The sequence below is a fragment of the Variovorax sp. GW821-FHT09B05 genome, assembly GCF_059418265.1.
In genome coordinates, this window is record NZ_JBWKPN010000001.1 from 528234 (window position 1) to 550949 (window position 22716).

A 22716-nucleotide genomic window follows, 5' to 3' on the forward strand; every position below is an offset into this window, starting at 1 on the left:
CTCCTCAGCGATTGACGATGTTGGCCTGGCGGGCCACGTCGTCCGGGATGCTCAGGCCCGCGGCCTGCGCGGCGCGCTGGTTCACGACCGTGCGAAACACCTGCGGCGTTTCCACGTCGATATCGCCGGGCTTCGCGCCCTTGAGGATCTTGACGACCTGGCGGGCCGCTTCCTCGCCGACGGCGTTGTAGTCGAAGCCGATCGAAGCCACCGCGCCGCGCTCCACGGTGCGGGTCTCGGCCGTGAACACGGGAATCTTCTGTTCCTGACCGATGCGCACCGCCGATTCGAGCGCCGCGTACACGGTCGGATCGTTGGGAATCCAGACCACGTCCGTCTTGCCCACGAGCGAACGCATGGCCGAACCGACCTCGTTGGAGGTGGGCGCATTCGCCTCGACCAGCGTCATGCCATGGACCTTGAGCAGCGGCTTGAGCACCTCGATCTGGTAGCGCGAGCCATCGAGCCCGGTGTTGTAGATCACCCCCAGGCGCCTGGCCTGCGGCATGAAGGCCTTGATCAGGCGCAGCTGCCGCTCGATCGGCGCGAGGTCGGAGATGCCGGTGGCATTGCCGCCCGGACGCTTCAGCGACGGGACCACCTTGGCGCCGAGCGGATCGGTCACCACGGTGAAGACCACGGGCACCGCCCTCGTCGCCGACAAGGCGGCCTGCGCCATCGGCGTGGTGATGGTGACGATCACGTCGGGCGCATCGCCGACGAACTTGCGCAGGATCTGCGTGGCGATGCCCGCGTTGCCCTGGGCCGACAGGTAGTCGAGCCTGAGGTTCTGGCCTTCGACGTAGCCCGCGCCGCGCAGTGCGTCCACGAGCCCGGTCTTGACCTGGATCAGCTGGGGAATGTCGACCATGTTCGCGATCGCCACGTGCCTGGTCTGCGCCGAGGCCATCGACGCGCCGACGACGAGCCCGAGGGCCAGGAAGTACCTTGTCCATTTCATGACGTGCTCCTTCAGAGTCAGGCTGCCAGCGAAGGCAGGTCCAGTTGGCGCTCGCGCGCGGTGCGCGCGGCGATCTCGTAGCCCGCGTCGGCGTGGCGCATCACGCCGGTGGCGGGATCGTTCCAGAGCAGCCGCGCGATGCGCTCGTCGGTGCCTTGCGTGCCATCGGCCACCAGCGCCATGCCCGCGTGGATCGAATAGCCCATGCCCACGCCGCCGCCGTGATGGATGCTGACCCAGTCGGCACCGCAGGCCGTGTTGAGCAGCGCGTTCAAGAGCGGCCAGTCGGCCACGGCGTCGGAACCGTCGAGCATGCCTTCGGTCTCGCGGTTCGGGCTGGCCACCGAGCCCGAGTCCATGTGATCGCGGCTGATGGCGATCGGACCGCTGAGCTCGCCGTTGCGCACCATCTCGTTGATCGCGAGCCCCGCGAGGTGCCGCTCGCCCAGGCCGAGCCAGCAGATGCGCGCGGGCAGGCCCTGGAACCTGACGCACTCGCGTGCCATCGTGAGCCAGCGGCCCAGCGCCTGGTCCCGCGGGAACAAGGCGCGCAGGCGCTCGTCCGTCTTGTAGATGTCCTGCGGATCGCCCGACAGCGCGACCCAGCGGAAAGGCCCCTTGCCCTCGCAGAACAGCGGCCGGACATAGGCCACCACGAACGACGGAAAGTCGAAGGCCTGTGTCACGCCTTCATCGAGCGCGACCTGGCGGATGTTGTTGCCGTAGTCGAACACCACGGCGCCGCGCGCCTTGAAGTCCAGCATCGCGCGCACATGCAGCGCGATCGATGCGCGCGCCGCCTGCTCGACCGCGCGGGGGTCGCTCGCGCGCGCCGCCTCCCAGCGCGCCACGTCCCAGCCGGCGGGCAGGTAGCCGTGCAGCAGGTCGTGCGCGGCGGTCTGGTCGGTCACCACGTCGGGACACAGGCCGCGCCGAACGATCTCGGGCAGGACCTCGGCGGCATTGCCGCACAGCGCGATCGACAACCCGCGGCGCTGCGCACGCGCCTCGTCGACGAGTTCGAGCGCATGCGCGAGATCGCGCGCCTGCACGTCGAGGTAGCCGGTGCGCAGGCGCATGTCGATGCGGCTCTGCTGGCACTCCACCACGAGGATCGCGGCCCCCGTCATCCGCCCGGCCAGGGGTTGCGAGCCGCCCATGCCGCCGAGCCCCGCGGTGAGCATCCATCGGCCCTCCATCGAGCCGCCGAAATGCCGGCGCCCGACCTCCGCATAGGTCTCGTAGGTGCCCTGCACCGTGCCCTGGCTGCCGATGTAGAACCAGGAGCCGGCCGTCATCTGGCCGAACATCATCAGGCCCTTGCGCTCGAGCTCGTTGAAGTGGTCCTGCGTGGCCCATTTGGGCACGAGATTGGAATTGGCGATCAACACGCGCGGCGCCATCGCATGGGTACGGAACACGCCCACGGGTTTGCCGGACTGCACCAGCAGGGTGTGGTCGTCGTCCAGCCGCTCGAGCGTTTCGACGATGCGATCGAAGGCCTCCCAATTGCGCGCCGCGCGCCCCACGCCGCCATAGACGATCAATTGCGCGGGATTCTCCGCAACGTCCGGATCGAGGTTGTTCATCAGCATGCGCAACGGCCCTTCCGTGCGCCAGCTGCGGGTTCGAAGTTCGGTCCCGCGGGCGGCGCGAACGACCCGGGGCAACGATGTCTCGTGAGGCAATTTCTTCTCCTGTGCGGTCCATGCCAAGGCGGCCGATTCAGCGTCGCCACCAATTCCATTGCTCATGGATCCGGAGAAAGACGGCGTGCCTGAAAACGATGGGAATTACGCCTGTTCTCCCTAGAATGCGGCGTGTCCGCGACGATTATGAAAATTGCGTTGCACGGCCGAAAGCGATTTTTCCTCCTTGGTGGATGACCAACGCTCATGCATTGAATGCGAACCCACACGCCCTCCCTTTCGTGCCTGCTGGCGTTCGAGGCCAGTGCCCGGCACCACAGCTTCACCCGCGCGGCCGACGAGTTGTGCGTCACGCAGGGCGCGATCAGCAAGCTCATCAAGGCCCTGGAGGACGAACTCGGTACGCTGCTGTTCGTGCGTGAAGGCAAGCGATTGACGCTCACGCCGGCGGCCGATGCGTACCTGCGGCGCATCCAGCCGCTGCTGCACAAGCTCGAGGCCGCGTCGGTCGAGCTCAAGGCCGGGGGCCGCAGCAGCGGCCGTTTCAACCTCGCGGTGCTGCCCAGCATCGCGGCCCGGTGGCTGATGCCGCGCTATTCCGATTTCTCGGCGCGCCATCCCGACGTCATCCTGAACCTCACCACCCACCTGTCGCCGTTCAACTTCCACATCGAGGACATCGATGCGGCCATTCATTTCGGCGCCAAGGCCTCATGGAGCGGCGCCGAGATGGAGTTCCTGCTGCAGGACGCGGTGGTGCCGATCTGCAGCCCGGATTTCCTGCGCCGCTACGGCCCGTTCGACGAGCCGCGCCGGCTGCTGGACTACACGCTCGTGCACCTGGCCTCGCGCATGGACTCGTGGAACTTCTGGCTCGGGAGCCTGGGCGTGGAGATGGGACATACGCCGCCGGGACCCGTGTTCGAGCACTACCTGATGATCGTGCAGGTGGTCACCGCCAGCCTCGGCATCGGGCTCGCGCCCTACTTCCTCGTGGCCGACGACATCGAGCAAGGCCGGCTGGCCGTGCCGTACCCCCACATGGCCAGCGAGGACCTCGCCTACTACCTGGTCTATCCCGGCGAGAAGAAGGACTATCCGCCGCTGCGCGCATTCAGGGGTTGGCTGGCGCAGGAGCTGGTGGCGACGCAGGGGTCGATCGACAGCTTCCGTGCAAGCTGCCCGCATCCATCGCTCAGGACCTCGACGCCATCGTGACGGGAAGGGAGTCCCGGCGCCGCTCCGCCCACGCCACCACCTGCCCCAACGGCGCCGGCCGCATGAAATAGAACCCCTGCAGCAGCGGACACCCAAGCCGCGCGAGCGTCTCGAACTCCTCCTGGCTCTCGACGCCCTCGGCCACCACCTCGATGTCCATCGAGCGTCCCAGCCGCACCACCGCCTCCACCATCAGGCAACTGGCCGGCGAGGAATCGAGGCCGAACACGAAGCTGCGGTCGATCTTCACCTGGTGCACGTGCTCGCCGCGCAGCGAGGCCAGCGAGGAGTAGCCGACGCCGAAATCGTCGATCGCGACCGCGACGCCGGACTCGGCCAGCGCACGCAGCCGGGCGCGCGCGGTCGAGGTGTCGAGCGCGACCTCCTCGGTGATCTCGATCTGCAGGCGGCGCGGCGGCAGGCCGTGCGCCGCGAGCACCTGCGCGGTGATGACATCGACCGGCAGCTGCGACATCTCGCGCGGCGACACGTTCATCGCCACCGGCAGTTCGGCGAAGGCGCCGCCGATGCCACCGAGTTGCACCAGGCCATGGCAGACCTCCTCGAGGATGTGGTGCAGCAGGCGCTCGGCCAGGCCCGTGCTCGCGGCCGCGAAGATCACTTCGCCCGGCGCGACCCAGCCGTGCTTCGGATGCCGCCAGCGCAGCACGGCCTCGAGGCTGTGCAGGCGCCGCCCGCGGTCGGCGAGGATCGGCTGGTACCAGGCGCAGATGGCGCGCGTAGCCATGGCCTCGACCATGTCGCGCTCGATGTCGCGCCGGCGCAGCAGGCGGCCGTGCAACACCTCGTCGAAGCGATGGCAGCGGTTGCGCCCGCGCCGCTTGGCTTCGTAGAGCGCTTCGTCCGAGAAGCTCAGCATCTCCTCGGCCGAGCGGTCGAGGCTGGTGCAGATGCCCACGCTCACGCCGAGCTGGCCGCCGTAGTGCGAGGTGGCATGGCCGATCGAGTCGATGAGCCCCTGCGCCACGTGCTCGGGCGCATCGGCCGCGCCTTGCGGGCGATAGAAAACCGCGAACTCGTCGCCGCCCCAGCGGCCGACCACCGCGTCATGCTGCGCCAGCCGTTGCTGCAGCCACCGGCCGACGTCCTGCAGCACGCGGTCGCCGGTCTTGTGGCCGAAGGCATCGTTGATGGCCTTGAAGCCGTCGAGGTCCAGCATCAGCGCGGCATGCGGCGCCACGTCGGCCTGCGCGACCTCGAAGCGCGCGGCCGCCTTCGCGAAGCCCTCGCGGTTGAGCAGGCCGGTCAGCGAATCGTGGTTGGCGCGAAAGTCCAGCTCGCGCGTCGCGCGCGTGGACTCGGCATGGGTGCGCTGCAGCTCGGCCGCCATGAACAGCGCCTCGTTCTTCAGCCGGCTGCTGGCGCGAAACGCGCGCTCGCCGCGTCGCGAGGCGTAGACCAGCGTGCACAGGTAGACGAAGACCATCGCCGCGAGCGCGTTGTGATGAAAGCCGCCGGCATGGAGCAGCCACGCGGTGACCGCGGCCAGCGCGGGCGTCACGAAGACGATCGGCACCGGCGCATAGGCCGCGCTGAAGATCACGGAGCCGGCGCAGACGCCGCAGACGATGGTCAGGAAGAACAGCGTTTCCGATGGGTTCTCGCTGTCACAGAACAGCGGCAGCAGCGCCCACACGCAGCCCGACAGCAGGGACGACAAGGTGATGCGGCGAAAGCGCCTCGCGAGTTCGCGCTCGTCCATGCCGGCCACGGCCTGCTCGACCGCGCGCAGCGACCGGCAGACATGGGCCCGGTAGGCATTGGACAGAACGACCAGCAGCAGCCATGCGGCCGGCCCGGCCCAGTGCACCGAGGCATAGAGCGCGACCCCGGCGGTCACGCAGCCCACGGCCATGCCCGAGGGCACGACGGCGCGCACGCTGCGCTGCACCGACAGCAGCTGATCGCTCCTCACCCGCCGCGAGAGTTCGTCGGAAGACGGGCCGCTCGAGGGGTCGTGACCTGATGGGAGATCGACCATGGTGGGCAACTGGTGGCGGGAGTCCTCACCCCCTTAACCCATTGCGCACCGGATGCCACGCGCCGCCCTTCGTCCTTTTGCCCTTCGGGGCGTCGGCCTGCGCCGACAGGGGCGGCTCAGACCAGCTGCAGCACCTGCGCCAGCGGCCGGCGCGGCTTGCGCGGCCAGTTCTGGGGCGTGGCGTACCCGATGGCCAGCAGCAGCACCGGGATCTCGTCGGCCGCCAGCGCGAAGGCCTCGGCGACCGCGGGCGCATCGAAGCCGATCATCGGCGCGGAGCCCAGCCCCATCGCCTGCGCCGCGTAGATGAGCGCGCCGGCGCCGAAGGTCGCGCTGCGCACCGCCTCGTCGCGCTGGCGCTGCGGCTGCTCGAAGTAGAGGCTCTTGGCCGCGCCTTCCCAGCCCGGGACCATCTCCGCCGGCATGAAGCCGGCCGCGACGGCGCCCGCGAGGCGATCGGGCAGCGTGCGGTGGTCGGCGAGCTGGCCGCAGACGATGAAGGTCACGGCGGCTTCGCTGACCTTGGCCTGGTCCCAGGCCAGCGCACGCAGCCGCGCCTTCTGTTCGGGCGTGCGCACGGCGACGAAGCGCCAGTTCTGCAGGTTGAACGAGGTCGGCGCGGTCGTGGCCAGGCGCACCAGTTCCTCGATGCGCTCGTCGTCGATGCCGCGCGCGGGATCGAACAGGTTGGTGGTGCGGCGCTCTTCGATGGCCTGGAGGATCGGGTACGGATGGGACATGGGAATCTCCTTGGAGGAAGCTTGCGGACGAGCCCCGTCCTCCGTTCGCGCGCGGTGGCGCGGGCGGCTGGAACGGGACGAAGGGAATCGGGAAAGGAGGCGGCGCTAGACGATGCTGTCGACCACGCCGCCATCGACGCGCAGCGCGGCACCGGTGGTGGCCGAGGCCTGCTCGGAGCTGGCGTAGAGGATCATGTTCGCGACCTCTTCCACGCGCGCGGCGCGGCGGATGATCGACGAGCCGCGGTGCGTGGTGACGAAGTCCGCCGCGACCGCCTCCAGGTCGCGGCCCGAGGCTTCCACCTCGGCCCGCAGCATGTCGGCCACGCCTTCGGACAGCGTGGGCCCGGGCAGCACGGCATTGACCGTCACGCCGGTGCCGGCCAGCCGCTTCGCGAGGCCGCGCGAGACGGCCAGCTGCGCCGTCTTCGAGAAGCCGTAATGGACCATGTCGGCCGGGATGTTGAGCGCCGACTCCGAGGACACGAACACGATGCGGCCCCAGCCGCGCGCGACCATGCCCGGCGCATAGGCGCGCGCGCAGCGCACGCCCGACATCACGTTGGTCTGGAAGAAGCGCTCCCATTCCGCATCGGGCGTGTCGAAGAAGTCCTGCGGTCCGAAGACGCCGAGGTTGTTCACCACGATGTCGAACTCGGAATGGCGCGCCTGCAGCGCCGCGCAGGCCTCGGGCGTCGAGAGATCGCCCGCGAAGCCGTGGGCGCGCGAGGCCGCGTCGCCCAGCCGCGCCAGCGCGGCCGCCACGCCAGCCTCGCTTCGGCCGTTGATCACGACCTCGGCGCCCGCGGCCAGGAAGCCCCGGGCGGTGGCGAAGCCGATGCCGTTGGTGGAGCCGGTGACGAGCACGCGGCGGTGGTTGAAGTGGATGTTCATGGGGTTCCTTGGTCGATGGCCGCGATCGTATTTCTGCATCGATACATTGATAATCCGGCGCATCTCCAAATCACCTTTCGACATCCTCGAACAATGGACCGGATCGACGCCCTGCGCCTGCTGATCGACGTTGCCGAATGGGGCAGCTTCTCGGGGGTCGCGCGCCAGCGCGCCGTCGCCACCTCGACCGTGACCCTGGCCATCAACCAGCTCGAGCAGGAGGTCGGTGCGCGGCTCATGCAGCGGTCGACGCGGCGGCTGGCCTTCACGCACGAAGGCGACTCGCTGGTGGCGGACGCGCGCCGCATCGTCTCGGAATGGGATGCGGCGCTGGGCGGCCTGCGCCAGCAGGGCGAGCTGTCGGGCCCGGTGCGCGTCACCGCCACCAACGACTTCGGCCGCTCGCAGCTGCGGCCGCTGCTCGACGCCTTCCAGCAGCGCCATCCGCGCGTGCGCATCGGGCTGCATCTCAGCGACAGCACCATCGACCTGATCGAGACCCACATGGACCTCGCGATCCGCTTCGGTCCCCTGCCCGACTCGAACCTGCAGGCCCGCCTGCTGGTGCCCGGCGAGCGCCTGGTCTGCGCCGCGCCGGCCTACTGGAACGCGCGCGGCCGGCCGGCGCATCCAAGCGAACTGGCGCAGCACAACTGCCTGGTGCTCGCGCGGCCCGGCGCGCCGCTCGCGGCCTGGACCTTTCGCGACGGCGGCCGGCCCTTCAACGTCAAGGTGTCGGGCGACCGCGAGGCCAGCGACGGCTCGGTGCTGCGCGAATGGGCCGTGAACGGCGTGGGCGTGATCTTCAAGAACCGGCAGGACATCCGGCACGAGCTCGAGGCCGGTGCGCTGGAGGGGGTGCTGGGCGGCTACGTGGCGGGGCCGATCGACCTGTTCGCGGTCTTTCCGGGCGGTGCGCCGAGCCGGCGCGTGGCGGCGCTGGTGGATTTCCTCGCGGCCGCGCTGCGATCGCCGCCAGCCTGAGCCTGCCGAGGCTCGGCGCCCAGAGCGCGAAACTCAGAACTGGCCCTGCGCGTCGCCCGTGCGGTCGTGCACCCATCGCATGGCCTGCAGCTGAGCCTGCCGCAGCGCCTCCTCAGCACTGCCGTGCCCGAGGTCGTCCGCGGGCAGTTCATCGGCGATAAAGGCGGGGCCGCCCGCATAGTCGAGCCGCGCCAGGTAGCGGCCGCTGCCGTCGGGTTCAGCACGGCAGATGAACGCGTGTTCCCACAGGTCGATTCTTTCCTCGAAGCTCATTCGGATGGTCCTCTCGTTGTCCGGGTCTTCAATGACTGAGAACGAGTCTATGGAGCGCGCGGCCGCGCCACGTAGGAGCTGCCCGCGCGGGCAAGTCGGCAGGCAGGCGGGCCGCGCGGATGCGACGGCTCGAGTTATCGATAGTCTCATTCCTGAGGAGTCCGTCGAACCGTCACGCGTCAGCCTTGATGCTTCGTTGGAGCAGTTGCTTTCGTCGCGCGCCAAAGTCCGCTTCGACCTCGTCATGCGGGCGCCCCTCTCCGACTCGCACGTCGCGTCGACCGGCCTCCACCTTTCGCGCCACAAATGCTTCGAGCTCCGGAACCTCGCGCTGATTGCGCACGAACTCGCGCAGCTCAGACTCCAGCTTCATCGTGAATGCGGATTCCTTGGACATAGCGACCCTCCTCGCGAAAAAACGAAATTTACTGTCTGCGAACCCGCCCCGGATACACAGCGATACGCAGCCCCGGTCCCCGGCCGCTCCCGCGAATGAACATCCGCGCCATCGATCGCCAGGCACCGCGAACGACACCGGCGCGACAGGCCTTCGGCCCGATGCCATCCACCACCATTCGCAAGGAGTTCCCATGACGCTTTCCTCCCCGCTCGAGCGCCGCTCGTTCCTCGCCAAGGCCGCCATCGGCCTCGCCACGGCCCAGTTCGCGGCGGTCGTTCCCGCGTTCGCGCAGTCGAACACGCCGTCCGCCGGCGGCACGCCGCGGCGCCTCGAGCCGCTCAAGCACATCGATGCGGGCGTGCTCAACGTCGCCTATTTCGAGGCCGGCCCCGCCAACGGCGCGCCGGTGCTCCTGCTGCATGGCTGGCCCTACGACATCCACATGTTCGTCGACGTCGCGCCGCTGCTCGCGGCCGCGGGCTTCCGCGTGATCGTGCCCTACCTGCGCGGCTACGGCGCCACGCGCTTTCTCTCGGCCGACACGCCACGCAACGGCCAGCAGTCGGTGGTGGCGGCCGACATCTTCGCGCTGATGGACGCGCTGCAGATCCGCAGCGCGACGGTCGCCGGCTGCGACTGGGGCGCGCGCACGGCCTGCATCATGGCGGCGCTGCAGCCCGAGCGCGTGAAGGCGCTGGTGTCGGTCAGCGGCTACCTGATCGGCAGCCAGGAGGCCGGCAAGAACCCGCTGCCGCCCGAGGCCGAATTCCAGTGGTGGTACCAGTACTACTTCGCGACCGAGCGCGGCCGCCTGGGCTACGACAAGAACCGCAACGCGTTCTCGAAGCTGATCTGGCAACTCGCCTCGCCCAAGTGGAACTTCGATGCCGCGACCTTCGAACGCAGCGCGCGCGCCTTCGACAACCCCGACCACGTCGCGATCGTGATCCACAACTACCGCTGGCGCCTCGGCCTGGCCGAGGGCGAGGCCAGGTACCAGCCGCTCGAGGACCGGCTCGCCAAGGCGCCCGTGATCACCGTGCCGACCATCACGCTCGAAGGCGATGCCAACGGCGCGCCGCACCCGGAGCCCGCCAGCTACGCGAAGAAGTTCTCGGGCTTCTACGAGCACCGGCAGGTCGACGGCGGCATCGGCCACAACCTGCCGCAGGAAGCGCCCCAGGCCTTCGCGGCCGCGGTGGTGGACGTGGCGCGACGCGCGGGCTGAGCGGGCGGGCCGCCGACTCGGCGGCCCGAAGTGCCAAAAAGTAGACACTTCCGTTTTCAATTGTTGATGATTTGTTAAATCTTTAGTTACACTGTCGGCTTCGAGGGTCAGACGGCGCAGACCGGTCCCGCCCTGAGGGGGTACGCGAGTACCCCTTTATTCATTTGTTCGTGTCCGGCTTGCCGCCGCCTTGCGTCCACACGCGGGGAGGCTGTGCGTCGGCACCAGCCACTGACTCCTCGAAATGCACGTACTGTCGATCTTCGGGACCCGTCCCGAGGCCATCAAGATGGCCCCCCTCGTCGCCGCCCTGCGCCGCGAGCCGCGCGTGCGCAGCACCGTGTGCGTGACCGGCCAGCATCGCGAGATGCTGACCCAGGTGATGTCGCTGTTCGACCTCGAGGCCGACCACGACCTCGACGTGATGCGGCCCAACCAGTCGCTCAACGGACTCTACGGCCGCCTGATCGCGGGCGCCGACGCGGTGCTCGAGGCCGAGCAGCCCGACTGCGTGCTGGTGCACGGCGACACCACCACCGCCGCGGCCTGCGCCATGGCCGCCTTCCATCGCCGCATTCCGGTCGGCCACGTCGAGGCCGGCCTGCGCAGCGGCGACATCCGCTCGCCCTTCCCCGAGGAGCTCAACCGCCGCTTCGTCGATTCGGTCAGCAGCTGGATGTTCGCGCCCACGCCCTCCTCGCGCCATGCCCTGCTCGCCGAGAAGCCGCCGGGGCGCATCTGGGTCACGGGCAACACGGTGATCGACGCGCTCGCGGCCACGGTCGAGCGGCTCGAGTCCGACCGCCCGCTGGCCGCCACGCTCGAGAAGCGCCACGGCTGGGTCGATGCCAGGCGCCGGCTGGTGCTGGTCACCGGCCACCGCCGCGAGAACTTCGGCGAGGGCTTTCGCAACATCTGCGCCGCGCTGCGCGAACTGGCGCTGCGCGACGACGTGCAGATCGTCTACCCGGTGCACCTGAACCCCAACGTGCACGACGTGGTCAAGGCCCAGCTGTCGGGCCTGCCCAACGTGCACCTGATCGCGCCGCTGGGCTACCTCGACTTCGTCTGGTTCATGCAGCGCGCCTACCTGATCCTGACCGACTCGGGCGGCGTGCAGGAAGAGGCGCCCTCGCTGGGCAAGCCGGTGCTGGTGATGCGCGACGTGACCGAGCGCCCCGAGGCCGTGGCCGCCGGCACCGTGCGGCTGGTGGGCACCTCGCCCGAACGCATCGTGGGCGAGGCGCGCCGCCTGCTCGACGACCCCGCCGTGCATGCCGAGTTCTGCCGCCGCGGCAATCCCTACGGCGACGCGCGCGCGAGCCAGCGCATCGTGGACGTGCTGTGCGAACGGCACACCGCCGAGTTCGTGCCCTGAGCGCCGAACGGCGCCCCTCTTTATTCAAGCTTTCCTGCCGAGTCTCTCCATGCCTTCTCTGTTCTCACGACGGATCGCCCCGATCGCCCTGCTCGCCCTGAGCACCTCCTTCCTCGCACACGCCAGCCCCGCGAGCGATGCGCTGCAGCGCCTGCAGGGCGAGACCTGGGTCAACCGCAGCTTCGCGCTGTCGGACCTCGGCATCGGCGACACCGTGCTGCTCAACGGCTTCGACAGCCGCCAGGAGTTCTACCTGCCGGTGCCGCGCCGCCTTGCATTGGCCGAGGCCAGCATCGACTTCAGCGGCCGCTATCACAAGGCCGAGGGCGGAAGCACCTCGATGCTGCTGACGGTCAACGGCCGGCCGGTGCAGGCGCGCCGCATCGAGGCGGCCGAGGGCGACGCGAGCCAGAACCTCAAGGTCGACACCGGCGTCGCGCGCAGCGCGAACTTCGTGCGCCTCGGCGTCCAGTGGTCGAACAACGTGGCGCGCCGCGTCTGCGAACTCGAGCGCTCGACCGGCAACGTGCTCGCGATCTCGCCCGAGACGCGCTTCAACTACCGCTTCAACAGCGGCGCGCTGACCAGCCTCGCCGATGCCTGGGCCACGCTGCCCGCGCGCCCGGTCCTGCTGGTGGCTTCGCGCAATCTCTCCAAGACCAGCTACGACAGCGCCTGGCGCCTCGGCGTCGCGCTCGAGCAGGCCAACCGCCGCGTGCAGATCCAGTCCTTCCCGGTGGCCGGCGACGTCGTCGACACCTCGGGCTGGCAGGTGCCCGCGGGGCTCGCCGCGCTGCCGGCCTTCGCCGGTCTCGCCGGCGGCAACGCGCGCTACGAACTCAAGAACGAGGCCGAGGTCGGCGCGCTGCTGGTGCTCGGCGCCACCGCGGCCAGCGGCGATGTGCTGGTGGCCGACACGGCGCTGCGCCAGCAGATCGCCAAGGCGCTCGAGGCGCTGGCCGTGCAGTTCGCGGGCGACACCGACGCGCTGCGCGCCTTCGCGCTCTGGCGCGAGCAGCAGACCGCGCTCGCCGCGGATGCCGCCAGCGCCGGCCAGGTGCGCCTCGCCACGCTGGGCGCGCATCCGGTGATCGTGGTGCCCGAGAACGCGGGCGCGCAGGCGGCCGGCGTCTTCGCCGAGACCTGGCGCAACCTGCTGGTGTCGCGCCAGGCCGGCGTGCGCACGGCCGACGCGCCCGATGCGAGCGAACGTCCGGCGATCCGCCTCAACAGCCTGGGCGCCAGCGAGGCCGGCTTCGACGTGGTGTCGCGCGGCGAGTGGACCGCCACCCTGCCGCTGGGCGTGGTCGCGGCCAACGGCCGCATGCCCTCCGAGCTGGTGATCGACGTGGCCGCCGCGCCCGGCGCCTCGTCCACGCGGCCCGTGGCCTCGGTGTTCTGGAACGACGTGCTGCTGTCGGCCAAGCGCCTGGAGGCCGATGGTCGACCCGAGCGCCTCGATGCGCGCATTCCCGGCTATGCGCTGGGCCTGAGCAACGTGGTGCGCGTGTCCTTCCAGCGCCAGCCCTATTCGAACGACTGCCAGGAGATGCCGCAGGGCTTCCCGGTCAACGTGCTGCCCACCAGCTTCGTGCGCGCGGGCGACGCGCAGCCCGATGGCAGCTTCGTCGGCCTGCTGCCGCTGATGTCGGGCAACCCGCAGGTCGCCGTGCCGCAGGCCTGGCTGGCCGACGCGCCCGCGAGCCTCGCGCGCCTGGTGCGCATGGCGGTGGCCGCCGGCGTGACGCCGGTGCGCTCCGAGCTGGTGGTGACGCAGTCCGGCGCCTTCTCGCCGAGCAAGCCCTTCCTCGCGCTGCAGGTGGCGGTCGACGGCGCCGCCTCGAAGGTCGAGGTCAAGGACGCGAGCCTGCGCATCCATGGCCGCAAGGCGCCGTGGCTCGAGGTCGACGACCTGTCGCAGCTGAGCGCCATCGAGGTGAGCCGCGCGCACGGCCAGGACGGCATGCAATGGCAGCCGATCGGCGTGCGCCCCGTGGTGCCGGCCAAGCCCTTCGTGCTGAACCGCGGCGACATCGCGATGCTCGGCGTCGACGGCCCCGTGAGCTGGCTCGACAGCGGCAATCCCGCGGACGAGAGCGCGCGCCGCGGCGGCGAAGGCGCGTTCTTCGAATGGCGCTCGTACGCCGCCTGGGGCATGCCGGTGATCGGCGTGGCCGTGTTCGCGCTGCTGCTGCTGATCCTGCTGGCCTGGCGCGCGCGGCGCCGCCATGCGGCCAAGTCGCAGCACTGAGGACCCGACCGAAGCCGCATGTTCGAGCTCTACGGACCCTTCCTGCTGGCCGACTACTACCGCGGTCTGGAGATCGTGACCGCGGTCGTCGGCGTGGTGATCCTGCTGTCGAGCATCGACGACCTGTTCGTCGATGCCTGGTACTGGGTGCGCGAGATCTACCGCTCGCTGACCGTGCGCCGCCGCTACCGGCGCCTGACCGCCGCGCAGCTGCGCGAGGCGCGCGAGCAGTCGATGGCCATCATGGTGCCGGCCTGGCTCGAGTACGACGTGATCGCGCCGATGCTCGCCAACATGGTGTCGACGCTCGAGTACAAGAACTACGCCATCTTCGTCGGCACCTACCGCAACGACGCGCGCACCATCGCCGAGGTGGAGCGCATGCGCCGGCGCTACCGCCAATTGGTGCGCGTGGAGGTGCCGCACGACGGCCCGACCTGCAAGGCCGACTGCCTCAACTGGGTGGTGCAGGCGCTGTTCCAGCACGAGCGCACCATGGGCGAGCCCTTCGCGGGCGTCGTGCTGCACGACAGCGAGGACGTGCTGCATCCGCTCGAGCTCAAGTACTTCAACTACCTGCTGCCGCGGATGGACTTCATCCAGCTGCCCGTGACCTCGCTCGAGCGCCACTGGTTCGAGCTGGTGGCCGGCACCTACATGGACGAGTTCGCCGAGTGGCACAGCAAGGACCTCGTGGTGCGCGAGAGCCTGTCGCGCATGGTGCCCTCGGCCGGCGTCGGCACCTGCTTCTCGCACCGCGCGCTGCAGACGCTGGCCGCGGAGCTCGACAACCAGCCCTTCAACACCGCCAGCCTGACCGAGGACTACGACATCGGCGCGCGCCTGGGCCGGCTCGGCATGAAGCAGATCTTCGGCAAGTTCGACGTCGAGTACGTGACGCGGCGCACCGCCTGGTTCGGCGCGGGCAGCGAGAAGCTCGGCTCGCTGCGCATGCCGCTGGGCGTGCGCGAGTACTTCCCCGACACCTTCCGCACCGCCTACCGCCAGAAGGCGCGCTGGACCCTGGGCATCGGACTGCAGGGCTGGGAGCAGATGGGCTGGGCCGGTTCGCTGGCCACCAAGTACCTGCTGTTCCGCGACCGCAAGGGCCTGTTCACCGCCTTCGTGGCCATCCTCGGCTATTTGCTGATGCTCAATTTCCTGGTCTTCTTCTTCGCCGACGCCATGGGCTGGTGGACCGTCTACTACCCGTCGATCTTCCAGTCGGGCGGCTGGCTCATGACGGTGATGGAGCTCAATGCCGTGGCGCTGCTGCTGCGCTTCGCGCAGCGCTTCCATTTCGTGTCGGCGCTCTATGGCTGGGAGCACGGGCTGCTGTCGATCCCGCGCATGGTGATCGGCAACTTCATCAACGCCATGGCCGCGGCGCGCGCATGGAAACTGTTCCTCTCGCACAAGCTGTTCGGCAAGCGGCTGGTGTGGGACAAGACCATGCACGACTTCCCCTCGGCCGACCAGCTGGTGCAGCAGCGCCAGCGGCTGGGCGAGGTGCTGCTGTCGTGGCGCGCGATCGACGAGGCGCAGCTCGACAACGCGCTCACGATCCAGCGCGGCACGGGCCGCAAGCTCGGCAGCATCCTGCTCGAGCAGGGCTGGCTCGACGCGGGCACGCTCGAGGAGGCGATCTCGTTCCAGCGCGGCGATTCGGTGCTGGCGCCGCTCGCGCCGCAGGGCGCGCAGGGAGTGCCGGCATGAAGGGGCTCGACAACCGCACGCTGCTGGCGGTCGCGCTGGCCGCGGCCTGGCCCGCCGTGCCCGCGTTCGCCGCCGTGCATTCACTGCCGGCCGCGCCTTCGCCCTCGACGTCGACCTCAACCGCTTCCGCTTCCGCGCCCGGTGCCGCGCCGGTGCCGACGCGCACCGCGCCGCGCAAGCGCTCGTCGCACGGCCGCGCCTGGCAACTGGCCGACCAGGCCTTCAAGGCCTATGGCCGCGGCGAGTTCGAGACCGCGCTCGCGCGCGCCGATGCGGCCTTGCGGCTGCAACCCGCCGCGCAGCGCGTGCACCTGCTGCGCGTGTATGCGCTGCAGAAGCTGGGGCGCAACGACGAGGCCGCGCGCGCGGCCGAGCGCGCCATCGACCAGGGCCATGGCAACGCGGCGCTGCGCACGGCACTGGCCAACCTGCGCGCCACGCCCGCCGGCGGCACGCCCGGCACCGAGGCCTACCGCGCGGGCTTCCCGCTCGCGGCGCAGGCCTACCGCGACTACGCCGACGGCCGCGATGCCGAGGCGGCGAGGTCGGCCGAACAAGCGGTGCGCGCCGATCCGAGCCAGGGCCCCTGGGTGCTGCTGTGGCTCGACGCGCTCGCGCGGCAGCAGCGCTCCGACGAACTCGCACAGGCGGCAGCCACCGCGCTGGAGCTGGGTGCGCCGAACGCCGCCGAGATCGCCGCGCGCGTGCGGCAGGGCAGCCGTTCGATCGCGCAACAGCATGCGCAGAAGGCCTACGACGCGCTGTCGCGCCAGCAGCCGCGCGCGGCCGTCGACGAGGCCCGCGAGGCGGTGCGCATCGCGCCCGACGTCGCCAGCCACCGCCAGTTGCTGATCGATGCGCTGCAGGCCGTGCCCGACATCGAAGGCGCCGAACAGGCAACCACCGACGCAATGGCAGCGCAGGAAGACAGCGCGGCCTTGCGGCTGCAGCGCGCCTACCTGCGCCAGCAGCTGTCGCGCGGCGGCGAGGCGCAACAGGATGTCGATGCCGTGGTCGCCGACGCGCAGGTCGACGAGGCACAGCGCCGCGATGCACGCCTGATCGGCGCCGACCTTGCGCTGGCCGCGCACGACGGCGAGCGCGCGCGCACGCTGCTCGCGCCGCTGCCGCCCGACGACACGCAGGTGCGCTCGCGCCGCCAGCGGGCCGAGGACGCTGCGAGCGGATGGGGCTCGCCCGCCACGCCACCGGTCACCGCCTATGCGCCCGTGAAGCTCTGCAACGACACGCCCGAGGGCCCGGCCTGCACGCTCGCTCCCTGGGACACGCCGAAAGCCGGCGATGCCGCCACGCGCGCCTACGCGGCCTATGCGCAGAAGCGCTATCCCGAGGCCATCGCGCTGGCGAAGCAGGCCGCGGCCGAACGGCCCGACGACGCATCGCGCCAGAAGCTGCTGACCACCACGCTCGCCGCGGGCACGACCGCGGAACGCCAGCAAGCGCTGCAGCGGCTCGACACCGCGATCGCCGCGCAACCCGCCGACGCCACCCTGTTGCGCCAGCGCGGCTACCTGCACATCGCGAACAAGGACCCGGCGCTCGCGCTGCAGGACTTCGTCGCGGCCCGCCACACCGGCCAGGCCCCGCGCAGCAACTTGCTCGACGAGGCGCAAGCGGCCGCCGGCACCGGCGACCGCGCCGGCGCGGCCGCCACGCTGCGCCAGGCCGTCGACGACGAGGACGTGGGCTGGCTCTCGCTCGACCGTCAGCAGCTCCACGACCTGCGCGGCACCATCGCCAGCTATGCGCGCGAATGGGGCGTGAACAGCACCGTCGGCTACCGCGGCGCGCATGCCGCCTCCTTCGGACTGCCCGGCCAGCCAGTGGCCGTGCCCGGCAACGCGAGCTTCAACACCACCGAGGTGTTCTGGCGCCCGAGCGGCATTCTCAACACCAACCGCAGCATCTTCGACGTCTACGGCCGCCTCTCGACCACCCTGCACGCCGGCACCGACGTGACCGCCGCGCAGCTCGTGCAGAACCCCTGCGGCGGCATCGGCATCACGCCCGAACAGCGCACCCGCGGCATCGCGGGGCTGCCCTCGACCAGCGGCGCCCTCGGCGTGCGCTACACGCCCGACACCGCGACCGGGCTCACCTTCGGCCTCGAGCGGCAGTTCATGCTGGGCAGCGCCACGCGTTCGGGCGCCATCGATCCCGCGCCCGCGAGCCTGCGCTGCCAGCTCAACAACCGCTCCGCGGCCCTCGACTACCGCGCAGACACAGGCTCGGGCGGCTGGCAAGCCTACCTGCTCTACGGCTTCTACGAGGGCACCGGCCGGCGGCTCGACACGCGCAGCTGGTTCACCATGGAAGGCTACCTGCAGGCCGGCTACACCCTGCTCGACATGCCGGCCGCCTACACCGTGCGCGACACCGCCGGCAACGTGCTCGCCGACGGCAGCGGCCGCCTCAAGCGCGGCCAGGGCTTCGCCGCGGGCGAGGTGCGCATCGGGCGCAGCTTCGTCACCGACTACAACGACCGCCTCGTGTTCTTCCCCCACGTCACGCTCGCCGCGGATTGGTTCTCCAACCGCAACCGCGCCAGCGGCGTGCCGATCGCGGGCTTCGACAGCGTCGCCCTGTCCGACCTCGGATCGAGCTGGTCGGCCGGCGCGGGCGTGGGCATCAACCTGCGCTACTGGTTCAACGAGGACCGCTACAACGCGCAGCGCTCGCACGTGGATGCGAGCTTGCAGTACCGGACCACGCTGGGAGGGGTGGCGGGGCGGGCGAAGGGGGTGTTCTTGAATCTGACCCTGTCGTACTAGGCGTCCGGTCAGGGCAGGACGCCCCAGTCCTCGCGCAGCCGCTTCGCCTCGGGCGCGTCATCGAGCACCCACGGATCGATCGCGAACGCAATCACGCGCTCGGCGCCATAGCCGCGCGCGATCTCCATCTGCCGGCGCACGCGCTCGGGCGTCGCTGCGCGCGCCTTGAAACCCTCCTCGCCACCCGGCGCGGCGGGCAACTGTTCGAACAGCTCGACCACCAGATCGAAGGCCACGCCACGCCGCCGCAACAGCGCGCGCAGTGGCTCGAGCCCCGCGAGATTGTCCATACCGGCCACGCCCACGCCGTCCTGCAACATGGGTCGCAGCGGCACGCGGTCGAGGATCTGCGACCAGAGTTCCGCGAGCGAGCCCTCGGTCGGCAGCCGGCTGAAGAAGGTCGACACCGCGAGCGGCTGGCCGCCCGTGCGGCGGGCGACCGTTGCGATGCCGTCGAGCCAGTTCACCAGTTGCCCGCGTCGCTCGGCCGTCGCCCAGTTGTACTGGTCGATCTCGTAAGGCAGGTACCAGCCGCGAAAGCCCGGCAGCTTCGGCCAGCGGGCCGATTCCATGAACCGCAGGCAGCGATCCCGCGCGGTGGTCAGCAGCGACTGCAGCACCGCCGGGTCCGTCGACCCCATGGCCTTCCACCAGCCTTCGTCGTAGGGCAGGCCCATGCGGATGCCCATACCTTCGCGCGCGGCTTCCTCGAACAGCATGGCAAGCAGGCTGTCGGGCGGCGCCCAGTCGAACGCACCGCCGTAGAGGGCGCTCCACTGCAACACGATCTCGTCGCAGCCCAGCGCGCGCGTGATGCGCAACCGGCGCCGCCATTCGTCGATGGAGAGCGATTCGTGGCTCTTCCAGGGTTGCAGGAAGCTGCCCTGGAACTGGCGTGGTGGCGGCGCGCAGGCGCTCAGCAGGGCGGCCGCCGCCAGCATCAGGCAACTGCGTCGACGAAGCAGTGGAGGCGACAACGGAGGCACGGGGATGGGAGGCATCGGCCCACAGTATCGGCGCGTCGCTGCGCGAGGTTTCGCGCCGCGGCGGCGGGCCACGGGCGGCTGTGGTCTTGAGGACACATTTGTCCACAAAGGTCAAAAGGCATAGGAAGGTTTGCAGCGACCCCAACCTATGATGAGAATCGTTTTCATTCATAACAAGCTCGCCAGAGCCCGGCCACGCTGGCCCACCCGCGTCGTGCCGTCCCGATTCCGACCTCGCCCCGCCCCGCGCACCGGCTCGCCGGTGCCTGCCTTTTCTCGCCGATTCCTGACCGATGCCCTCGTCCGCCGCTTCCCCGTCCCGCACCGCCTCTTCCCTTCCGCCCTCCTCCCTCCGCCCGCTGGCGCGCCATTGCCTGGCCGCCTGCCTGGCCTTCGCGGCCGCGAGCGCCGCGGCCCAGACCACCACAGCCCCTGCGCAGGGCCAGCTCGGCGAGGTCGTCGTCTCGGGCGAAGCCGAGGCCATCGGCGGCCTGCAGAAGACCTATGCCGGCGGCCAGTTCGCGCGCGGCGGCAGCCTCGGCATCCTGGGCATCACCGACCTGATGAACGTGCCGTTCAGCACCACCAACTACACGGCCGAGCTGATCCAGAACCAGCAGGCGCTGAGCGTGGCCGACGTGGTGATGAACGACGCCTCGGTGCGCCCGCTGACCTCGCGCGGCGGCTTCGGCGACGACTTCCAGATCCGCGGCTTCACCGTGCCCAACGCCGACATCGGGCTCAATGGCCTGTTCGGCCTCACGCCCACCACGCGCGTGCCGCTCGAGATGATCGAGCGCGTCGAGGTGCTCAAGGGCCCGGGCGCGCTGGCCAACGGCGTCGGCCCCAGCGGCAGCGTGGGCGGTAGCATCAACGTGGTGACCAAGCGCGCGGCCGATGCGCCGCTCACGCGCCTGACCACCACCTACATGGGCAAGGGCCAGCTCGGCACGCACCTCGACGTGGGCCGCCGCTTCGGCGACGAGAACCAGTGGGGCGTGCGCGTCAACGGCGTGTTCCGCAACGGCGAAGGCAACATCGACAACGGCAAGCAGAAGCTAGGCCTGGGCTCGCTGGGCCTCGACTACCTCGGCACGCGCCTGCGCTGGTCGCTCGACGCCTTCGCGAGCAAGGGCGAGACGCGCGAGTTCCGCCCGCAGACCAGCTTCGCGGCCGGCATCACGCGCATTCCCGAACCGCCGTCGGCGCGCCTGAACTTCTACCCGGGCACCGAGCTGAACGACAACGTCAAGACGGCCATCTCGCGCGTCGAGTACGACATCAGCGACAGCACCATGGTCTACGGCAGCGTGGGCTACACCGACCTCGACTACCAGCAGGTGTTCCCGAGCGGCCGGCCCAATTCGCTGGGCAACTTCAACGTCTCGAACGCCTACTACGACTTCTACAGCAAGACCACCGCGGCCGACGCCGGCGTGCGCACCAGGTTCAAGACCGGCGGCGTGGGCCACACGGTGGCGCTCGGCGTGAACCTGCTCGACCAGGAGTCGGGCTTCTTCTATGCGACCTCGCGCACCACGAATCCGTCGAGCCTGTACTTTCCCTCTCCGCTGCCGCTGGTGACCACGCCGCGCACGCCCGCGGTGAAGTCGGCCGAGCTCAAGCAGTCGAGCGTGGTGCTGGCCGACACCATGTCCTTCGCCGACGGTCGCTTCCTCGCGACGCTGGGCCTGCGCGACCAGACCATCGAGCAGGAGAACTTCTCGCAGACCTCGGGCGCATCGACCAGCCGCTACAAGGCCAGCGCGACCTCGCCGCTGGTGGGCCTGGTGTTCAAGCCGGTGCAGAACGTCTCGGTGTATGCCAACTACACGGCCGGCCTCACGCGCGGCGGCACGGCCGGCCCGGGCACGGCCAACGTCGGCGAGACCTTCGCACCGCAGAAGTCGAAGCAGTACGAAGCCGGCGTGAAGGTCGACTGGGGCCGCCTCACGACGCAGGCCGCCGTCTACCAGATCACGCGACCCAACGCCCTCACCGACCCGGCCACGCTGGTCTACAGCTTCGGCGGCGAGCAGCGCAACCGCGGCCTCGAGTTCACGGCCTACGGCGAGCTCCAGCAGGGCCTGCGCGTGATGGCCAGCGCGGCCTTCAACGACGCCAAGCTCACGCGCACCGCCGGTGGCACCAACCAGGGCAAGGACGCGGCCGGCGTGCCCGACCGCACCTTCAACCTGGGCCTGGACTGGGACACGCCGTGGGTGGCGGGCCTGAGCCTGAACGGCCGTGTGATCCACACGTCTTCCGTGTATGCCGACGCCGCCAACATCCTGCGCGTGCCGGGCTGGACGCGACTCGACATCGGCGCGCGCTACGCCACGAAGATGGGCGGCAAGCCCGTGACCTTCCGCGCCAACCTCGAGAACGTGTTCGACAAGAACTACTGGGTGACCAGCACCTACGTCACCGTGGGCGCGCCGCGCACGCTGATGCTGTCGGCCACCGTCGATTTCTGAACCTGAACCAAGGAGCTTTACGCATGAACCGCATCAACGCCATCGCCACCGCCGCCTTCGCCCTGCTGGGCTTCGCGGGTGCCGCGCAGGCGCACCAGATCTGGATCGAGCAGCCGGCCGGCGAGAAGACCGCCGTCGTGCGCTTCGGCGAATTCGGCGAGAACCTGCGCGAGGTCTCGCCGGGCCTGCTCGACAAGTTCGGCAAGCCCACCGCCACCCTGGTGTCGGCCAAGGGCGAGCAGAGCGTCGACGCGCAGAAGACCGCCAGCGGCTTCGCGCTGCCCTTCGGCGCCGCGGCCGGCGAGAGCATCGTGGCCGAGGACGCGGGCTATCCGCTGTTCAACCGCAAGCAGGGCGACAAGCAGACCGTCGGCCGCTACCACCCGGCCGCGCGCCTGGTCACCGGCTTCGCGCCGCTGCAGCCGAAGCTGGTGCTCGACATCGTGCCCGCGGGCAATGCCGGCGAGTTCAAGCTGTTCTTCAAGGGCCAGCCCAAGGCCAAGACCAAGGTCGCGCTGGTCACGCAATCGGGCTGGGCCAAGGAAGGCCACACCGACGAACAGGGCCTGGTGAAGTTCGACCTGCCGTGGCAGGGCACCTACGTGGCCGAAGTCAGCGTCAGCGACGCCGTGGCCGGCGAGCGGCCCGGTGCCAACGGGCCCGAGAAGTTCGACAGCGTGAGCTATGTGACGACGCTGACCTATGTGAAGGCGGACGGCATCGCGGCGCTGCCGGCGGGGCCGGCGGCTGCGCCGAACAAGTAAGTC

The 22716-nt window shown here is 70.1% G+C and carries 17 protein-coding genes; 9 read left to right on the top strand and 8 right to left on the bottom strand.

Annotation, left to right across the window (positions count from 1 at the left end):
- Positions 1-4: 4 nt before the first annotated feature.
- Together AC07RM_RS02200 and hutU are read right to left on the bottom strand one after the other, a co-directional pair.
- On the bottom strand, positions 5-961 hold the full coding sequence (locus AC07RM_RS02200; RefSeq protein ID WP_495332640.1) for an ABC transporter substrate-binding protein: 957 nt from the start codon (positions 959-961) through the stop codon (positions 5-7).
- A 17-nt stretch (positions 962-978) separates the two neighbouring features.
- Positions 979-2715, bottom strand: coding sequence for a urocanate hydratase (hutU, locus tag AC07RM_RS02205; protein ID WP_495332642.1), 1737 nt, complete (start codon positions 2713-2715; stop codon positions 979-981).
- A gap of 150 nt (positions 2716-2865) precedes the next feature.
- On the opposite strand from hutU, the gene AC07RM_RS02210 reads away from it, so the two are divergent.
- Positions 2866-3828 carry a LysR substrate-binding domain-containing protein gene (locus AC07RM_RS02210; RefSeq protein ID WP_495332644.1) on the top strand — a complete coding sequence of 321 codons (963 nt, stop codon included), beginning with the start codon at positions 2866-2868 and terminating at the stop codon, positions 3826-3828.
- Here the strand turns inward: AC07RM_RS02210 and AC07RM_RS02215 are convergent.
- From AC07RM_RS02215 to AC07RM_RS02225, 3 genes are all read right to left on the bottom strand, one after another.
- Complete coding sequence (locus AC07RM_RS02215) at positions 3806-5830, bottom strand: putative bifunctional diguanylate cyclase/phosphodiesterase (protein ID WP_495332646.1); 2025 nt, start codon at positions 5828-5830, stop codon at positions 3806-3808. The genes AC07RM_RS02210 and AC07RM_RS02215 overlap by 23 nt on opposite strands.
- 116 nt (positions 5831-5946) lie before the next feature.
- Positions 5947-6570: a nitroreductase family protein gene (locus AC07RM_RS02220; RefSeq protein ID WP_398492782.1), complete on the bottom strand. Its 624-nt coding sequence runs from the start codon at positions 6568-6570 to the stop codon at positions 5947-5949.
- Positions 6571-6675: 105 nt separating this feature from the next.
- Positions 6676-7464 carry an SDR family NAD(P)-dependent oxidoreductase gene (locus AC07RM_RS02225; protein WP_495332648.1) on the bottom strand — a complete coding sequence of 263 codons (789 nt, stop codon included), beginning with the start codon at positions 7462-7464 and terminating at the stop codon, positions 6676-6678.
- 93 nt (positions 7465-7557) lie between these two features.
- Between AC07RM_RS02225 and AC07RM_RS02230 the strand changes: the two genes are divergently transcribed.
- Positions 7558-8448, top strand: coding sequence for a LysR family transcriptional regulator (locus AC07RM_RS02230; RefSeq protein ID WP_495332650.1), 891 nt, complete (start codon positions 7558-7560; stop codon positions 8446-8448).
- 33 nt (positions 8449-8481) lie between these two features.
- Here AC07RM_RS02230 and AC07RM_RS02235 read toward each other — a convergent pair whose 3' ends face one another.
- Together AC07RM_RS02235 and AC07RM_RS02240 are read right to left on the bottom strand one after the other, a co-directional pair.
- The gene (locus AC07RM_RS02235; RefSeq protein WP_495315072.1) at positions 8482-8721 is read right to left on the bottom strand and encodes a hypothetical protein; all 240 of its coding nucleotides are present in this window, start codon (positions 8719-8721) and stop codon (positions 8482-8484) included.
- A gap of 172 nt (positions 8722-8893) precedes the next feature.
- Positions 8894-9118 (bottom strand): hypothetical protein, encoded by a 225-nt coding sequence (locus AC07RM_RS02240; protein WP_495332652.1) that lies wholly within the window; start codon positions 9116-9118, stop codon positions 8894-8896.
- A gap of 193 nt (positions 9119-9311) precedes the next feature.
- Between AC07RM_RS02240 and AC07RM_RS02245 the strand changes: the two genes are divergently transcribed.
- From AC07RM_RS02245 to AC07RM_RS02265, 5 genes are all read left to right on the top strand, one after another.
- Positions 9312-10349, top strand: a complete 1038-nt coding sequence (locus AC07RM_RS02245) for an alpha/beta fold hydrolase (RefSeq protein WP_495332654.1) — start codon at positions 9312-9314, stop codon at positions 10347-10349.
- 244 nt (positions 10350-10593) lie between these two features.
- The gene (gene wecB / locus AC07RM_RS02250; RefSeq protein WP_495332656.1) at positions 10594-11727 is read left to right on the top strand and encodes a non-hydrolyzing UDP-N-acetylglucosamine 2-epimerase; all 1134 of its coding nucleotides are present in this window, start codon (positions 10594-10596) and stop codon (positions 11725-11727) included.
- Positions 11728-11776: 49 nt separating this feature from the next.
- On the top strand, positions 11777-13978 hold the full coding sequence (locus tag AC07RM_RS02255; RefSeq protein WP_495332658.1) for a cellulose biosynthesis cyclic di-GMP-binding regulatory protein BcsB: 2202 nt from the start codon (positions 11777-11779) through the stop codon (positions 13976-13978).
- Between the two features lie 18 nt (positions 13979-13996).
- Positions 13997-15694, top strand: a complete 1698-nt coding sequence (locus tag AC07RM_RS02260; RefSeq protein ID WP_495332660.1) for a glycosyl transferase family protein — start codon at positions 13997-13999, stop codon at positions 15692-15694.
- Positions 15691-18486 carry an NfrA family protein gene (locus AC07RM_RS02265; RefSeq protein ID WP_495332662.1) on the top strand — a complete coding sequence of 932 codons (2796 nt, stop codon included), beginning with the start codon at positions 15691-15693 and terminating at the stop codon, positions 18484-18486. The genes AC07RM_RS02260 and AC07RM_RS02265 overlap by 4 nt, the downstream gene beginning before the upstream one ends.
- An 8-nt stretch (positions 18487-18494) precedes the next feature.
- Here the strand turns inward: AC07RM_RS02265 and AC07RM_RS02270 are convergent, their stop codons facing one another.
- Positions 18495-19427 carry a DUF4434 domain-containing protein gene (locus AC07RM_RS02270; protein WP_495332664.1) on the bottom strand — a complete coding sequence of 311 codons (933 nt, stop codon included), beginning with the start codon at positions 19425-19427 and terminating at the stop codon, positions 18495-18497.
- A 338-nt stretch (positions 19428-19765) separates the two neighbouring features.
- Between AC07RM_RS02270 and AC07RM_RS02275 the strand changes: the two genes are divergently transcribed.
- Together AC07RM_RS02275 and AC07RM_RS02280 are read left to right on the top strand one after the other, a co-directional pair.
- Positions 19766-21949 (top strand): TonB-dependent receptor, encoded by a 2184-nt coding sequence (locus tag AC07RM_RS02275; RefSeq protein WP_495332666.1) that lies wholly within the window; start codon positions 19766-19768, stop codon positions 21947-21949.
- A 23-nt stretch (positions 21950-21972) separates the two neighbouring features.
- A complete protein-coding gene (locus AC07RM_RS02280; RefSeq protein WP_495332668.1) occupies positions 21973-22713 on the top strand; it encodes a cobalt ABC transporter substrate-binding protein in 741 nt (246 codons plus the stop codon).
- Positions 22714-22716 lie beyond the last annotated feature (3 nt).

Bases quoted from the DNA above. Each gene is read 5' to 3' on its own strand.
- AC07RM_RS02235 (WP_495315072.1), bottom strand. From the start codon at position 8,721: ATGAGCTTCGAGGAAAGAATCGACCTGTGGGAACACGCGTTCATCTGC.
- AC07RM_RS02280 (WP_495332668.1), top strand. From the start codon at position 21,973: ATGAACCGCATCAACGCCATCGCCACCGCCGCCTTCGCCCTGCTGGGC.
- AC07RM_RS02245 (WP_495332654.1), top strand. From the start codon at position 9,312: ATGACGCTTTCCTCCCCGCTCGAGCGCCGCTCGTTCCTCGCCAAGGCC.
- AC07RM_RS02265 (WP_495332662.1), top strand. From the start codon at position 15,691: ATGAAGGGGCTCGACAACCGCACGCTGCTGGCGGTCGCGCTGGCCGCG.
- AC07RM_RS02275 (WP_495332666.1), top strand. From the start codon at position 19,766: ATGCCCTCGTCCGCCGCTTCCCCGTCCCGCACCGCCTCTTCCCTTCCG.
- AC07RM_RS02225 (WP_495332648.1), bottom strand. From the start codon at position 7,464: ATGAACATCCACTTCAACCACCGCCGCGTGCTCGTCACCGGCTCCACC.
- AC07RM_RS02215 (WP_495332646.1), bottom strand. From the start codon at position 5,830: ATGGTCGATCTCCCATCAGGTCACGACCCCTCGAGCGGCCCGTCTTCC.
- AC07RM_RS02210 (WP_495332644.1), top strand. From the start codon at position 2,866: ATGCGAACCCACACGCCCTCCCTTTCGTGCCTGCTGGCGTTCGAGGCC.
- AC07RM_RS02240 (WP_495332652.1), bottom strand. From the start codon at position 9,118: ATGTCCAAGGAATCCGCATTCACGATGAAGCTGGAGTCTGAGCTGCGC.
- AC07RM_RS02255 (WP_495332658.1), top strand. From the start codon at position 11,777: ATGCCTTCTCTGTTCTCACGACGGATCGCCCCGATCGCCCTGCTCGCC.
- AC07RM_RS02270 (WP_495332664.1), bottom strand. From the start codon at position 19,427: ATGCTGGCGGCGGCCGCCCTGCTGAGCGCCTGCGCGCCGCCACCACGC.
- AC07RM_RS02200 (WP_495332640.1), bottom strand. From the start codon at position 961: ATGAAATGGACAAGGTACTTCCTGGCCCTCGGGCTCGTCGTCGGCGCG.
- AC07RM_RS02260 (WP_495332660.1), top strand. From the start codon at position 13,997: ATGTTCGAGCTCTACGGACCCTTCCTGCTGGCCGACTACTACCGCGGT.
- wecB (WP_495332656.1), top strand. From the start codon at position 10,594: ATGCACGTACTGTCGATCTTCGGGACCCGTCCCGAGGCCATCAAGATG.
- AC07RM_RS02230 (WP_495332650.1), top strand. From the start codon at position 7,558: ATGGACCGGATCGACGCCCTGCGCCTGCTGATCGACGTTGCCGAATGG.
- hutU (WP_495332642.1), bottom strand. From the start codon at position 2,715: ATGAGCAATGGAATTGGTGGCGACGCTGAATCGGCCGCCTTGGCATGG.
- AC07RM_RS02220 (WP_398492782.1), bottom strand. From the start codon at position 6,570: ATGTCCCATCCGTACCCGATCCTCCAGGCCATCGAAGAGCGCCGCACC.